Below are 13,377 nucleotides of genomic sequence, written 5' to 3'. Positions count from 1 at the left end.
GCATGCTCGTTGTTCGCCCCGCCGGCCCCGCCGACCTTCATCACCTGCTCGAACTGGCCATCCTGTCCGGCCCCGGCTTCACCAGCCTGCCCGAGGACGCCGACGTCCTGAGCGAGCGTCTGGAACTCAGCCAGGCCAGCTTCGAAGGCCGCGTCCCGCCTCAGGAGGCCTGGTACACCCTGATGCTGGAAGACGGCGACACCGGCGACATCGACGGCATCGGTTCGGTCAAGGCGACCGTGGGGCTGAAGCGACCCTTCTTCTCGTTCCGTGTGGTCAACAACACCGTCCAGTCGCCTTCGCTGGGCATGAAGCTGAACCACCAGACCCTGGTCCTGGTGAACGAATGCACCGGCTGGACCGAGGTCGGCTCGCTGTTCCTCAAGGCCGACCGCCGCAAGGGCGGCGCCGGGCGCCTGCTCAGCCAGTCGCGTTACATGCTGATCGGCGCCCAGCCGGACCTGTTCGCCGACAACGTCCTGGCTGAGTTGCGCGGCGTCTTCACCCCCGACGGCTACTGCCCCTTCTGGGACCATGTGGCGCACAAGTTCTTCCCCATGGACTTCGACGACGCCGACCGTATGAGCGGCTCAACCGACAAGCAGTTCATCCTCGACCTGGCCCCGCGCCACCCCATCTACATCGACCTTCTGCCTGAACCGGCCCGCGCCGTGATCGGCAAGGTCCACCCCCAGGGCGTGCCCGCCATGGCCCTGCTGGAATCCGAAGGTTTCCGCCCCAACGGCCTGGTCGACATCTTCGACGCCGGTCCGACCGTGGCCTGCGGCCGCGACAACATCCGCACCGTGCGCGACGCCCGCGTCCTGACCGCCCGTATCGAGAAGGAGGTCGAGGTCGAACTGCCCAGCCTCGTCTCGACCGACAGCGTCGCCGCCTTCCGCGCCGTCCGCGCCCGCGTCCTGATCGACGGCGACGTGGTCCGTATGACCCCCGACGTCGCCGCCGCCCTGAAGATCAAGGACGGCGCTGTCGTCCGCGTGAAATCCTGAACCGAGTACCCGCCATGACCCGTTTCAACTCCACCAACCCCGCCACCGGCGAGACCGTCTGGGAAGGTGAAGCCGCCTCCGTCGAACAGGTCGGCGCCGCCGTCGAGGCCGCCCGCGCCGCCTTCCCCGACTGGGCCGACCGCCCGCGAGGTGATCGCATCGACGCGGTGAAACGCTATCAGGCCATCCTGAAAGAGCGCGCGCCCGAAATGGCCGAGGCCATCAGCCGCGAAACCGGCAAGGCCCTGTGGGAAACCAGGACCGAACTCGCCTCGATGGCGGGCAAGGTCGACATCTCGATCCGCGCCTATGACGAGCGCACTGGCGAGCGCAGCAGCGAAACCGCCTTTGGTCGCGCCGTCCTGCGCCACCGCCCGCACGGCGTCTCGGCGGTGCTCGGCCCGTTCAACTTCCCCGGCCACCTGCCCAACGGCCACATCGTCCCGGCCCTGCTGGCGGGCGACACCGTGGTCTTCAAGCCGTCCGAGGAGACGCCCCTGACCGGCCAGCTGATGGCCGAATGCCTGGACGCCGCCGACCTGCCCAAGGGCGTGTTCAACATGGTGCAGGGCGGACGCGAGACCGGCGCGGCCCTGCTGGACCAGCCCATCGACGCCCTGATGTTCACCGGCTCGGGCGCAGCGGGCGCGCATTTCCGGCGCAAGTTCGCCGATGACCCGCACGTCATCCTGGCGCTGGAGTTGGGCGGCAACAATCCGCTGGTCGTCTGGGACGCCGCCGACGCCGAAGCCGTCGCGGGCATCGTGGTCCAGTCCGCCTTCGTCACCACGGGTCAGCGCTGCTCCTGCGCGCGCCGCCTGATCGTGCCGGAAGGCGCGGCGGGCGACGCCATCGTCGAGGCCGTGGCGGCCCTGTCCGACCGCCTGAACTTCGCCCCCTGGGACAGCGATCCCGAGCCCTACGCCGGGCCGCTGATCTCCGAAAAGGCCGCCAGCAATGCGCTGGCCGCCCTGCAACAGCGCATCGACATGGGCGCAAAGGTCATCCGCGCCTCGGGCCCCGTCGACAACCTGCCGGGAGCCTTCGTCAAGCCCGCCATCATCGATGTCACTGGCGTCGCGGTCGAGGACGAGGAAATGTTCGCCCCCTTCCTGCAGGTCATCCGCGTCCCGACCTTCGACGCCGCCATCGCCGCCGCCAACGCCACCAAGTACGGCCTGTCCGCCGGTCTGGTCAGCGATGACGCCAAGCACTGGGACCGCTTCATCAACCGCATCCGCGCCGGCGTGGTGAACTTCAACCGCCCGACCACGGGCGCCGCGGGCGACATGCCCTTCGGCGGCCTCGGCGCCTCCGGCAACCACCGCCCCAGCGCCTACTACGCCGCCGACTACTGCGCCTACCCGGTCGCCAGCTTCGAGGCCGGCGCGGTGAAGAATATCGAAAGCGAGATCAAGGGGCTCCGCTGATTTTCTCACACCCCGCCCCTCTCCACACACAAAAGCCCTCCCCCTCGAGGGGGGAGGGTTGGGAGGGGGTGCGTCCACGCCCATTCCGCCCCATGCGCAAGAGGCTCCGCGCGTCCTTTGGCCGGGCGACGCCATGACCGGTCCCGAATCTTTCGACATCACGCCTCGTATCAAGCCACGCGACCGCGCTCGCGCCCGCTCGCTTCGCTCGGCCCCCACCTGGACCGAGGCAAAGCTGTGGGACCGCCTGCGCCGCCTGCCGATCCGCATCCGGCGTCAGGCCCCGATCGGCCCCTATGTCGCGGACTTCGCCTGTCTGCGCGCCCGTCTGGTGATCGAGGTCGACGGCGGCGTCCACAACCTCACCGACGTCGCCCTGCGCGATATGAAACGTGATGCTTGGCTGGCGGACGAAGGCTACCGCGTCCTGCGCATCGACAGCCGCCGCATCCCCGACGATTTCGACGCTGTCGTCTCGGAAATCACCCAGGCCATCCGCCTCAAAGCCCCCCTTCCCCTCGAGGGGGAAGGGGTCGGGGGATGGGGTGAAGCCGCACCGCATCTGGAAATGACGCAAGAGGCGCAGTCGCGTCTCCCGCGCTCCACCGACAACCAACCTGCCAACACCCCCACCCACCCCTCCCCCCTCGAGGGGGAGGGCTCATGAGCATGATGATGCCTGCCATCGAAGCCAACGCCGACGGCCTGATTGGGCCGACCCACTCCTATGCGGGCCTGTCGCCGGGCAACCTCGCCTCCAGCCTGAACAAGGGCGAGGCGTCGAACCCGCGCGCGGCGGTCTTGCAGGGCCTCGACAAGATGAAGACCCTGGCTGACCTGGGCCTGCCGCAGTTCGTCCTGCCGCCGCACGAACGGCCCAACATCCCCTTCCTGCGATCGCTCGGCTTCTCGGGCAACGACAAGACGGTGCTGGCCAAGGCCTGGCGCGACGCGCCGGCCTTCGCCGCCGCCGCCTGCTCGGCCTCGCCCATGTGGGCCGCCAACGCCGCGACCGTGACGCCCAGCGCTGACGCCGCCGACGGCCGCGTCCACTTCACCCCCGCCAACCTGCACACCAACCTGCACCGCTCGCTGGAACACCAGCAGACGAAGCGGGCGCTGGACGCGCTCTTCCCCGACGCGAGCAAGTTCGCCGTCCATGACGCCCTGCCCGCCGTCGCCCATCTGGCCGACGAGGGCGCCGCCAACCATGTCCGCCTGTGCGCTGCTCACGGCGGTCGCGGGGTCAATCTGCTGGTCTGGGGCCGCGAAGCCTTCGAGCCGTGGGAGGGTCGCTTCCCCGCCCGCCAGACGCGCGAGGCCAGCCAGGCCATCGTCCGCCGCCACGAAGCCGGCCGCCCGGTTCTGGCCCAGCAGTCGCGCGCGGCCATCGACGGCGGGACCTTCCACAACGACGTGGTCTGCGTCGGCGCCCTGGACACCCTCTTCTTCCACGAGCTGGCGTTCGAGGACACGGACGCGACCAAGGCCGCGATCCGCCGCGCCGCCGACGGCCTGTTCGAGCCGCAGTTCGTCGAGGTCGCAGCCGCCGATCTGCCGCTGGCCGACGCCATCAGCAGCTATCTGTTCAACTCCATGCTGATCCAGGTTCCGGGCGAGGACCGCCTGACCCTGATCTGCCCGACCGAAACGCGCGACAACGCCCGCAGCCATGCGGTCGCCGAAAAGATCGCCGCCTCGAACGGCCCCATCGGTCGCGTGGAGTATGTCGATGTGCGCCAGTCGATGCGCAACGGCGGCGGCCCCGCCTGCCTGCGTCTGCGCGTCGTCCTGACCGAGGACGAACTGGCCGCGACCAACCCGGCTATGCGCCTGACCGACGAACTGCATGGCGCCCTCAGCGTCTGGGGCGCGCGCTGGTATCGCGACAGCCTGACCGCCCAGGACCTGGCCGACCCCGCCCTGCTGGACGAGACACGGGGCGCCCTGGACGAACTGACTGGGATCCTTGGGCTGGGGACCGACTTCTATCCGTTCCAGCGGGTCTGATTTCACCTCTCCTCCCCATGAAATGGGGAGGTGGATCGACGGCGCAGCCGACGAGACGGAGGGGCCGCTTGGACATGGAGGCCCCTCCACCGCTCCGCGGTCCCCCTCCCCATTTCATGGGGAGGAAAGTGGAACCGGCATCATAACTCGCGCCAGAAAGGTCTGACTTTTCAACCCGCGCCCTTCCGCAATCGCCAATCAGCGCGCCTGCCCTTCGCCGTGCGCCATCATCCCCTCCCGAGCCGCGCCAGGGAGGAGATTTCAGACGATTCAGACGAATTGGACTCTGTTTTTCAGCCAGCCTTCATCAGGCCGCGAACCGCCCGCCCTTGGATGCATAGGCCTGCGTCCCGCGCGTATAGACGGTGTCGCTCGGCAGGACGGCCTCGATCGGCAGGTCCTCGGCGCCCTGCAGTCGCTCATAGATCGGCCCGAAATCCTGCAGCGTCACCGCCTTCAGCGCCTCGATGCTGTCGATGACGAAATAGACCTGCTGGAAGTCGTCGATCCGGTAGAGGGTCTTCATCACCCGCTCCAGATCGAAGCCCAGACGGTTCGGCGAGGCGTCCTCCAGGCTGAAGACGCTCTCGGTCGCCGAGGAGACGATGCCCGCGCCGTAAATCCGCAGGCCGTCGGCCTCCTTCATCAGGCCGAACTCGACCGTGTACCAGTAGAGGCGGGCCAGGTTCTTGAGCATCCCCAGCGACTGCGCCCGCTGCCCGCCCTTGCCGTAGGCCTCCATATAGGCGGCGAAGTCGGGGTCGGTCAGCATCGGCACATGGCCGAAGACGTCATGGAAGATGTCCGGCTCCTGCAGGTAGTCCAGTTGGTCCGGCTTGCGAATGAACTGGCCCGAGACGAAGCGGCGATTGGCCAGGTGGTCGAAGAAGACGTCGTCCGGCACCAGTCCCGGCACGCAGACCACGGTCCAGCCGGTCAGGGCCTGCAGCTTGGGGTTCATCACCTCGAAGTCGGGGATGCCGCCCATGTTCAGGTCCAAGGCGTCCAGCCCGCGCATATAGGCCTCGCAGGCGCGGCCGGGCAGGATCTTCATCTGCCGGGCGTAGAGGGTGTTCCAGGTCTCGTGTTCGACGTCGGTATAGGCCGCCCAGTTCTGGGGGATGGTCCAGTCAGCGGCGGCGCCCTCGGGCGGGGCTTCAAAGACGTGTTCGAAATCGGACATGGGAACGCTCCTCTCGGCTCTGACGGCCGTTGCGGGCAGATTAGCGCGGCGTCCGCCCGCCGTCACGCACGTCTATTGCAGCCTTTGCGAGCGCGGCGCGTGGCGGCCCTGGGCGTCGATGGTGAACCACTCCCGCTCGGCCTCGGGCGACAGGGGCTCGATCTCGGGGGTGGCCACCAGAGAGTCTTCGGCGGCGTAGGCGATGACGCCGCCCTCCGTGTCGGCGATCAGGATACGATAGAAGGGCTGGTCGCTGGCGACCGCGCCCGTCTCTGCGGCCGGGCCTGCATAGGTGGCGTCCACATCCATGACCAGGCCGTGGAAGGCGTGGTCGCGATGCCGGACGATCTGTCCGAGGCCGAACCGGGCTGTGTGAACCTGGGTCATGCCTCATCATTACGCGCCGACGGTTGAAGGGGATGCATCCGCGCCGTTCATCTCCGCGACAGAATGTCTTGGCTTGGACATAAAGCCCGGTCTAACCTGACTGGGACGGGCGCCGCTTCGGACCGCCCACATGAAAGCTCGGCCCATGCCGGAGACCCCTGGCGCGCCTGCACGGCGCGACGCGCGGTCCCAGCCCACGAAGTCCCGCGATTCAGGGACTTCCGGTCGCGATGCGCCCCTCTACGGCGCGCTCGACCTGGGGACCAATAATTGCCGCCTGCTGATCGCGCGCCCGTCGCGCGACGGGTTCCGGGTGGTGGACAGCTTCAGCCGCATCGTGCGGCTGGGCGAAGGCCTGTCGCTCACCGGGCGGCTGGATGATCGCGCCATGGACCGGGCCTATGACGCCCTCGCCCTGTGCGCCGAACGCGTGGCCCGCAAGGGTCTGGAGGCCGGCCGCCTGACCGCCGTCGCCACCCAGGCCTGCCGCGCCGCCGACAACGGCCCGGCCTTCATCGAACGGGTGCGTCGCGGCACCGGACTGAAGCTCAAGATCATCGATCCGGCCGAAGAAGCCAGCCTCTCGGTCGCCGGCTGCCTCAACCTGTTCGATCCCCGGGCCGAGGCGGTTCTGGTCATCGACGTCGGCGGCGGCTCGACCGAGTTGTCCTGGATGATGCGCGGCGCGCGGGGCTTTGAAAGCAGGGGCTGGATGTCGGCGCCCCTGGGCGTCGTCACCCTGGCCGAACGTCATCCGGAACCGGCCGACGGCGCCGAGGCCTGGTACGAAGCCATGGTCGCCGACGTCGGCGCCGCCCTGGCCCGTGGCGGTCCCAGCGACGAGCGGGTGCGGCAGTTGTTCCAGAGCGGCCGCGTCCACATGGTCGGCACCTCGGGGGCCATCACCAGTCTGGCGGGCATCCACCTGGGCCTGCGCCGCTACCAGCGCGACCTGGTGGACGGCCTGTGGATGACGCGCGCCGACTGCGAGGCGGCGGCTCTGAAGCTCAAGCGACTGGGGCCGGCAGGCCGCGCCGCCGAAAGCTGCATCGGCCCCGACCGCGCCGATCTGGTTCTGGCGGGCGCCGCGATCCTTGAGGCCGTGCAGCGCGCCTGGCCGTGCGAACGCGTCCGCGTCGCCGACCGGGGCCTGCGCGAGGGCCTGCTGCTGCAAAGGATGCGCGAGGACCGCCAGAAGCCCCGCCGACGCCGTCGTCGGGGCCGCTCAGGCCAGGGCGGCGATCAGGCCAGGGGCGCGCCCGCCACCTGAACCGGCAGGTCGATGTCGCAGACCGAGAAGTCGGCCCCCTTGGCCTGACGCGCCGCCTCGACCAGGGCGCGGAACCGCGGCGAGGCCGTATCCAGCACCTGAACCGTCGGCCGCTCCGCCTCAGCCAGGGTCGAGGCCACGCGCACACGCGTCATCCGGTCCGGTTCGGCGACGACGCCGTCCGGGTTGGGGCTGAACTTCAGGGCGCGCACCACGTCCAGGCCCGCCACCACCCGTCCCCAGATGGTGTAGCGCTTGTCCAGCGAGGGATAGGGCTGACGCATCAGGAAGAACTGGCTGTTGGCGCTGTCGGGCGCCTCGTCACGCGCCATGCCGGCGACGCCGGGGCAATACAGGCCCCAGGCATGGACCTTGTGATCCGCCGTCGTGGCCATATAGGCGTCGGGCTGGGTCTGGACCGGCAGGGAATGCAGGAAGCCGAGCACGGCCCCGGCGGGGGCGGCGACAGCCGTAAACGGCGTCTGCCCGTCGCGACGGAAGGTGAACTCGGCCTTCAGATCCGGCCAGGGGCTCTGGCCCTCGCCCGTCCCCAGAGGATCGCCGGTCTGGGCCATGAACTGATCGATGACCCGGTGCCACAGAAGGCCGTCATAGAAGCCGCCACCGGCCAGTAAACGGATGCGCTCGACATGGCCCGGCGCGACCTCGGGGGCCAGCTCGACCATGATGCGTCCCTTGCTGGTGTCGATCACCAGCAGATTGTCAGGCGCCACCGCCCGCCATTCCGTTCCAGAGACAACAGAGACCGGCGCGGCGTCCGGCGTCACATCCTGGGCCCAGGCCGCTCCAGCCGAGGTCAGGACCGCTACCGCCGCCAGGGCTGTTGAAATCCGCATCTTTCGCTCCCCTCCCCGAGGCTCGACTAGCCGCCGGTGACCTGGATCACCGGCTGGACGTCGCAGATGCTGAACCGCGAACCGCGCGCGGCCCGTACAGCCTCGAGCGCCGCGTTGAACGGAGCCGAACCGGCCACGGCCACCCGCACCGTCGGACGCTGCCCCTCCGGCATCGCCGCAGCCAGCTGAACCTTGGTCATGACGTCCGCGCCGTCGCCCACCGCGCCGTCGTTGGCGTCAGCGCCGATCTTGATCGCCGCCACCACGTCCTGCCCCTGCAAAACATGACCGAAGGCCGTGTAGCCCCCGTTCAGATTGTCGTTCGGGCCGCTCATCAGGAAGAACTGACTATTGGCGCTGTCAGGTGATCCGCCACGCGCCATCCCCACGACGCCGGGGCAGAACAGACCATGGGCCGACGTCTTGAAGTCCGCGGTGACGAACATCTGCGCGTCCGGCTGGGTCACGACCGGCAGACTGCCCATGATCCCGCGCACGCCCGGACCGCTGTTCTCGATCGGCACGAAGCCGCTATCGCGCCCGCGACGGAAGGTGAACTCGGCCTTCAGATCAGGCAGATCGCTGCCCCCTGCTCCGGTGCCCTGGGGATCGCCGGTCTGGGCCATGAAGTCACGGATGACGCGGTGGAACTTGAGCCCGTCATAGAAGCCGCGATTGGTCAGGGTGCGGACGCGCTCGACATGGTTGGGCGCGGCGCGCGGCTCCAGTTCCACAAGGATGCGGCCCTTGGAGGTGTCGATCACCATCAGATTGTCCGGCGAGACCGTACGCCATTCCGCCGTCTGAGCGACCGCGCCGCCCGCAAACATCGAGACCGCCGCGGCGGCCAGAAGCATCTTGAGGTTCATGTCTATCCTGAAATCTAGCGCTGCACCTTGGCGCGCACCTGGGCGGCGACCGCCGGGCTGACGAAGCTCTCGATCGCGCCGTCCAGACGGGCGATCTCCTTCACCAGCCGCGACGCGATGGCCTGATGGCGCGGATCGGCCATCAGGAACACGGTTTCTATGTCGCTGTTGAGACGCTGGTTCATCGCCGTCATCTGGAACTCGTATTCAAAGTCCGCGACCGCGCGCAGGCCGCGCACGATGACATTGGCGTCCACCTCCTCGGCGAAGTGCATCAACAGGCTGCTGAAGGGGCGCACCTCGATGTCGGCGTTGAAGCGCGCGACCTCGGTCTTCAGCATCTCGACGCGCTCGGCGGTCGAGAACAGCGGCCCCTTGTCGTCATTCTGCGCCACCCCGACGACCAGGCGGTCAACCAGCTTGATGGCCCGCCCGATGATGTCCATGTGGCCGTTCGTGACCGGGTCGAAAGTCCCCGGATACAGTCCGATGCGCATGGCCTTCGCCTCCCCGCGTTTCGATCCGTTTAGCAGGTGCGAAATCAACGGCCTAGATTTTCTGACGCGGGTTTGATCGCCAGGCGTCGATCAGCCGCGCGGTCACGGCCTCGGCCGCAGGAAAGGCGTGATCGTCAATGGTCGCCACCGCGCATGCGGGCGTGGCGCTGTTGCAGATGAAGGCGGCCTCGAACCCCGCCAGGTCGGACTGCTGGACGGAACGCGTCACGCTGCTCAAGCCAAGGCCCTCGATCCCGCGTTGCAGCAGGCCCTGCCCCGTCCCCGCCAGCATGGGCGCATCGGACCAGACCACTGTCTCGCCCTGCACGAAGCCGATGTTCCAGATGGAGCCTTCGGAAATCCGTCCGGCTGCATCAACAAACAGGGCGTCGTCGAACCCGGCCCGCACCGCCTGACGCCGCGCCCGGGTCAGGCCGAAGGTGGCGGCGTGCTTCAAATGCGGAACCTCACGGGCGTAGACCTGAGTCTGGAGCCGCAGCGGCGTCGTCAACGGCGCGGCGGGCGGCGACAGGGTCGTCAGGACGCACGGCTCAACCACCGCGTCCGGCGCCCGCAGGCTGATGGCGTCGGAGAACAGATTGACCCGCAGGCTGAACCGACCCGCCCGTCCGCCCAGAGCCTGTCGCATCCGTTCCCGCAGCGTGGTCTCGGGCGCGGCGACGCCGAACAGTTCGAGCGCTTCCGTCTGCAGCCGCGCCAGATGCAGGTCCAGCCCCCGCACAGCGCCGTCCTCGACCTGCATCGAGGTGAAGGCGCCGTAGTTGGACAGGACGAAATGGCCCAGGTCGGCGGCCCCGACGGGCCGGCCGTCGATCTGCATCAGAACGTCAGCCATGCCCGCGGCCATATCCGCCTGAGAGCCGATCAGCCCTCGCCGCCCTCTTCCGAAGCGGCCTCGTCCGCGCCGTCATCGTCGCCGCCCGAGTCGGGCAGGCGTTCGACCGAGACGACCTTCTCGTCCTTGCCGGTGCGGAAGATGGTCACGCCCTGGCTGGAACGGCCGACGATGCGGACCTGGCCGACCGGGGTGCGGATCATCTGGCCGCCGTCGGTGACCAGCATCAGGTCGTCGCTTTCCTCGACCGGGAAGGCGGCGGCCAGACGCGTGCCAGCGCGACCGCCCAGGCCGTGGGCCGTCAGCCCCTGCCCGCCGCGACCCGTGCGGCGATACTCATAGGCCGAGGACCGCTTGCCGAAGCCGGTTTCCGTGACCGTCAGGATGAACTGCTCGGCCGCGCCCAGTTCGGCGATGCGCTCGACCGACAGGGCGGCGTCGCCCGCATCCTCGTCGTCCGCCTCGACCGCGACGACCTCTTCTTCAGCGTCCGCGCCGGCCAGTGCCTTGCGCATGGCGTTGGCGTGCTTGACGTAGGCGGCGCGTTCTTCCGGCAAGGCGTCCACCCGGCCCAGGATGGCCATGGAGATGACCTCGTCGCCGTCCTGCAGACGGATGCCGCGCACGCCGGTCGAATCCCGGCCCTTGAAGACACGCACGTCGTCGGCCTTGAAGCGGATCGCACGGCCCAGGGCCGTGGTCAGCAGAACGTCGTCCTCGGCGTTGCAGATGGCCACGCCGACCATGCGGTCGCCGTCTTCCAGCTTCATGGCGATCTTGCCCGCGCGGTTCACCGTGGCGAAGTCGCTGAGCTTGTTACGCCGCACGTCGCCCGACCTGGTGGCGAACATGATGTCGTAGTTGTCCCACTCGGACTCGTTCTCCGGCAGCGGCAGCACGTTCATGATGCTGTCGCCCGGCTCGATGGGCAGCAGGTTGACGAAGGCCTTGCCGCGCGACTGCGGGTTGCCCAGCGGCAGGCGCCAGGTCTTCAGCTTGTAGGCCTTGCCGTTGGTGGCGAAGAACAGGACCGGGGTGTGGGTCGAGGCCGAGAAGACGCCGGTGATGGCGTCCTCGTCCTTCATGGTCATGCCCGACTTGCCCTTGCCGCCGCGATGCTGGGTCCGATAGGCGTTCAGGGCGACGCGCTTGACGTAGCCGCCGTGGGTGACGGTGACGACCATGTCCTCGCGCGGGATCAGGTCCTCGTCCTCCATCTCGGCGTCGCCTTCCCCGATCAGGGTGCGACGCGGCACGGCGAACTGCTCCTTCACCACCAGCAGGTCCTCGCGGATGATGGCCAGGACGTTGGCGCGGTCCGACAGGATGGTCAGGTGGCCCTGGATGGTGTCGGCCAGGCCGCGCGCCTCGCCGAAGATGTCGTCGCGACCCAGACCGGTCAGACGCGACAGGGTCAGGGCCAGGATGGCGCGAGCCTGCTCGTCGGTCAGCCTGATCTTGTCGCCGTCGACCAGAACCGTGCGCGGGTCGGCGATCAGTTCGACCAGGGCCATCATGTCCCCGACCGGCCAGGCCTTGGCCTGCAGCCGCTCGCGCGCCTCGGCCGGATCGGCCGACGAACGGATGATGTGGATGACCTCGTCGATATTGGCGACGGCGACGGCCAGACCGACCAGGACGTGGCCGCGATCGCGGGCCTTGGCCAGCTCGAACTTGACGCGCCGGACGACCACTTCCTCGCGGAACTCGAGGAAGAGCTCCAGCAGCTTTCGCAGGCCCATCTGCTCGGGACGGCCGTGGTTCAGCGCCAGCATGTTGACGCCGAACGAGCTTTGCAGCGCCGTATAGCGGAACAGCTGGTTCAGGATGACGTCGCCCGAGGCGTCGCGCTTCAGCTCGATGACGATGCGCATGCCCTGACGGTCGGACTCGTCGCGAACGTCGGCGATGCCTTCCAGACGCTTCTCGCGCACCATTTCGGCGATGCGCTCGATCAGGGTCTGCTTGTTCACCTGATAGGGCAGTTCGGTGATGACGATGGCGTCGCGATCCTTGCGGATCTCCTCGACCGAGGCGCGACCGCGCACGATGACCGAGCCGCGTCCGTCGCGCAGGGCGTTGCGCGGCGCGGTGCGGCCCATGATCTCGCCGCCCGTGGGGAAGTCGGGGCCGGGCACAATGTCCAGCAGGGCCTCGTCGCCCATGTCGGGGTTGTCCAGCAGCGCCACGGCCGCGTCGACGACTTCGCCCAGGTTATGCGGCGGGATGTTGGTCGCCATACCGACGGCGATGCCGCCCGCGCCGTTGACCAGCAGGTTCGGAATCCGCGCCGGCAGGACGACGGGCTCCAGCTCCTTCTCGTCATAGTTCGGCTGGAAATCGACCGTGTCCTTGTCGATATCGGTCAGCAGGGCCACCGCCGCCGGGGCCATCTTGGCCTCGGTGTAACGCATGGAGGCCGGCATATCGCCGTCGACCGAGCCGAAGTTGCCCTGGCCGTCGACCAGCATCAGCCCCATCGAGAAGGGCTGCGCCATCCGCACCAGGGCCATGTAGACCGAGGCGTCGCCGTGCGGGTGGAAGCGACCCAGCACGTCACCGACAACACGCGCGCACTTCGAATAGGCGCGCTCGGGCGTCATGTTCAGGTCGTGCATCGAATAGAGGATGCGACGATGAACCGGCTTCAGACCGTCGCGCGCGTCCGGCAGGGCGCGGCTGACGATCACGCTCATGGCGTAGTCGAGGTAGGAGCGTTTCAGCTCGTCTTCGATCGTGATGACGGAGATGTCGCCGGGCGCCGAAGGTGCGGCGTTGTCGTAGCTGTCGTCGGTCAAGGAAATCGGGCTTTAAATGGCCGGAATCGGAACGTGATCCGCTGTTCCGGTTTCTAGCATCCGGGGGGCGTTGTGGCAAAGAAACGCCGCTGATATCCCCATGCCGAAAAGGACAGGAAAACCATGCGTCTGACTGCTGCCACCCTCACCGCCGTCGCGGCGGCTTCGTTGATCGCCGGAGCGGCTTCGGCCCAGAGCCATGACCATGCC

The 13,377-nt window shown here is 68.4% G+C and carries 12 protein-coding genes; 5 read left to right on the top strand and 7 right to left on the bottom strand.

Annotation, left to right across the window (positions count from 1 at the left end; genetic code table 11):
• Window positions 1–2: 2 nt before the first annotated feature.
• The 4 genes from ACZ5XO_RS05065 (at window position 3) to astB (ending at window position 4,450) form a co-directional block, all read left to right on the top strand.
• Window positions 3–1,010, top strand: coding sequence for an arginine N-succinyltransferase (locus ACZ5XO_RS05065; protein WP_464164219.1), 1,008 nt, complete (start codon window positions 3–5; stop codon window positions 1,008–1,010).
• Between the two features lie 14 nt (window positions 1,011–1,024).
• Entirely contained in the window at window positions 1,025–2,440 is a 1,416-nt protein-coding gene (astD, locus tag ACZ5XO_RS05060; protein WP_464164218.1) for a succinylglutamate-semialdehyde dehydrogenase, read from the top strand.
• 133 nt (window positions 2,441–2,573) lie between these two features.
• Entirely contained in the window at window positions 2,574–3,107 is a 534-nt protein-coding gene (locus ACZ5XO_RS05055; protein WP_464164217.1) for an endonuclease domain-containing protein, read from the top strand.
• 5 nt (window positions 3,108–3,112) lie between these two features.
• Window positions 3,113–4,450, top strand: a complete 1,338-nt coding sequence (gene astB, locus ACZ5XO_RS05050; protein WP_464164860.1) for an N-succinylarginine dihydrolase — start codon at window positions 3,113–3,115, stop codon at window positions 4,448–4,450.
• A 307-nt stretch (window positions 4,451–4,757) separates the two neighbouring features.
• On the opposite strand, the gene phhA is transcribed toward astB, so the two are convergent.
• Window positions 4,758–5,633, bottom strand: coding sequence for a phenylalanine 4-monooxygenase (gene phhA, locus ACZ5XO_RS05045; protein ID WP_464164216.1), 876 nt, complete (start codon window positions 5,631–5,633; stop codon window positions 4,758–4,760).
• Between the two features lie 72 nt (window positions 5,634–5,705).
• Entirely contained in the window at window positions 5,706–6,020 is a 315-nt protein-coding gene (hspQ, locus tag ACZ5XO_RS05040; protein WP_464164215.1) for a heat shock protein HspQ, read from the bottom strand.
• A gap of 145 nt (window positions 6,021–6,165) precedes the next feature.
• Here hspQ and ACZ5XO_RS05035 point away from each other — a divergent pair, with 145 nt between their 5' ends.
• Entirely contained in the window at window positions 6,166–7,290 is a 1,125-nt protein-coding gene (locus tag ACZ5XO_RS05035) for a Ppx/GppA phosphatase family protein (RefSeq protein WP_464164214.1), read from the top strand.
• Here the strand turns inward: ACZ5XO_RS05035 and ACZ5XO_RS05030 are convergent.
• Genes ACZ5XO_RS05030 through gyrA form a run of 5 tightly spaced genes read right to left on the bottom strand, consistent with a single transcriptional unit; the run spans window position 7,263 to window position 13,167 of the window.
• Window positions 7,263–8,147 (bottom strand): peptidylprolyl isomerase, encoded by an 885-nt coding sequence (locus ACZ5XO_RS05030; RefSeq protein WP_464164213.1) that lies wholly within the window; start codon window positions 8,145–8,147, stop codon window positions 7,263–7,265. The genes ACZ5XO_RS05035 and ACZ5XO_RS05030 overlap by 28 nt on opposite strands.
• Window positions 8,148–8,173: 26 nt before the next feature.
• Complete coding sequence (locus ACZ5XO_RS05025) at window positions 8,174–9,016, bottom strand: peptidylprolyl isomerase (RefSeq protein ID WP_464164212.1); 843 nt, start codon at window positions 9,014–9,016, stop codon at window positions 8,174–8,176.
• A gap of 14 nt (window positions 9,017–9,030) precedes the next feature.
• Window positions 9,031–9,513 (bottom strand): pantetheine-phosphate adenylyltransferase, encoded by a 483-nt coding sequence (coaD, locus tag ACZ5XO_RS05020; protein WP_207822191.1) that lies wholly within the window; start codon window positions 9,511–9,513, stop codon window positions 9,031–9,033.
• A 52-nt stretch (window positions 9,514–9,565) separates the two neighbouring features.
• Window positions 9,566–10,369 (bottom strand): aminotransferase class IV family protein, encoded by an 804-nt coding sequence (locus ACZ5XO_RS05015; protein ID WP_464164211.1) that lies wholly within the window; start codon window positions 10,367–10,369, stop codon window positions 9,566–9,568.
• 29 nt (window positions 10,370–10,398) lie between these two features.
• Window positions 10,399–13,167, bottom strand: a complete 2,769-nt coding sequence (gyrA, locus tag ACZ5XO_RS05010) for a DNA gyrase subunit A (protein WP_464164210.1) — start codon at window positions 13,165–13,167, stop codon at window positions 10,399–10,401.
• Window positions 13,168–13,377: the final 210 nt, after the last annotated feature.

The organism is Brevundimonas sp. T2-11 (assembly GCF_055397675.1).
Note: the sequence above shows the minus strand (reverse complement) of the source record. Positions and strands in the feature narration are given on the sequence as shown.

What these genes read in the sequence shown, in the direction of transcription:
- ACZ5XO_RS05065 (WP_464164219.1), top strand. Translation starts at nt 3, where the DNA reads ATGCTCGTTGTTCGCCCCGCCGGCCCCGCCGACCTTCATCACCTGCTC.
- astD (WP_464164218.1), top strand. Translation starts at nt 1,025, where the DNA reads ATGACCCGTTTCAACTCCACCAACCCCGCCACCGGCGAGACCGTCTGG.
- ACZ5XO_RS05055 (WP_464164217.1), top strand. Translation starts at nt 2,574, where the DNA reads ATGACCGGTCCCGAATCTTTCGACATCACGCCTCGTATCAAGCCACGC.
- astB (WP_464164860.1), top strand. Translation starts at nt 3,113, where the DNA reads ATGATGCCTGCCATCGAAGCCAACGCCGACGGCCTGATTGGGCCGACC.
- phhA (WP_464164216.1), bottom strand. Translation starts at nt 5,633, where the DNA reads ATGTCCGATTTCGAACACGTCTTTGAAGCCCCGCCCGAGGGCGCCGCC.
- hspQ (WP_464164215.1), bottom strand. Translation starts at nt 6,020, where the DNA reads ATGACCCAGGTTCACACAGCCCGGTTCGGCCTCGGACAGATCGTCCGG.
- ACZ5XO_RS05035 (WP_464164214.1), top strand. Translation starts at nt 6,166, where the DNA reads ATGCCGGAGACCCCTGGCGCGCCTGCACGGCGCGACGCGCGGTCCCAG.
- ACZ5XO_RS05030 (WP_464164213.1), bottom strand. Translation starts at nt 8,147, where the DNA reads ATGCGGATTTCAACAGCCCTGGCGGCGGTAGCGGTCCTGACCTCGGCT.
- ACZ5XO_RS05025 (WP_464164212.1), bottom strand. Translation starts at nt 9,016, where the DNA reads ATGAACCTCAAGATGCTTCTGGCCGCCGCGGCGGTCTCGATGTTTGCG.
- coaD (WP_207822191.1), bottom strand. Translation starts at nt 9,513, where the DNA reads ATGCGCATCGGACTGTATCCGGGGACTTTCGACCCGGTCACGAACGGC.
- ACZ5XO_RS05015 (WP_464164211.1), bottom strand. Translation starts at nt 10,369, where the DNA reads ATGGCTGACGTTCTGATGCAGATCGACGGCCGGCCCGTCGGGGCCGCC.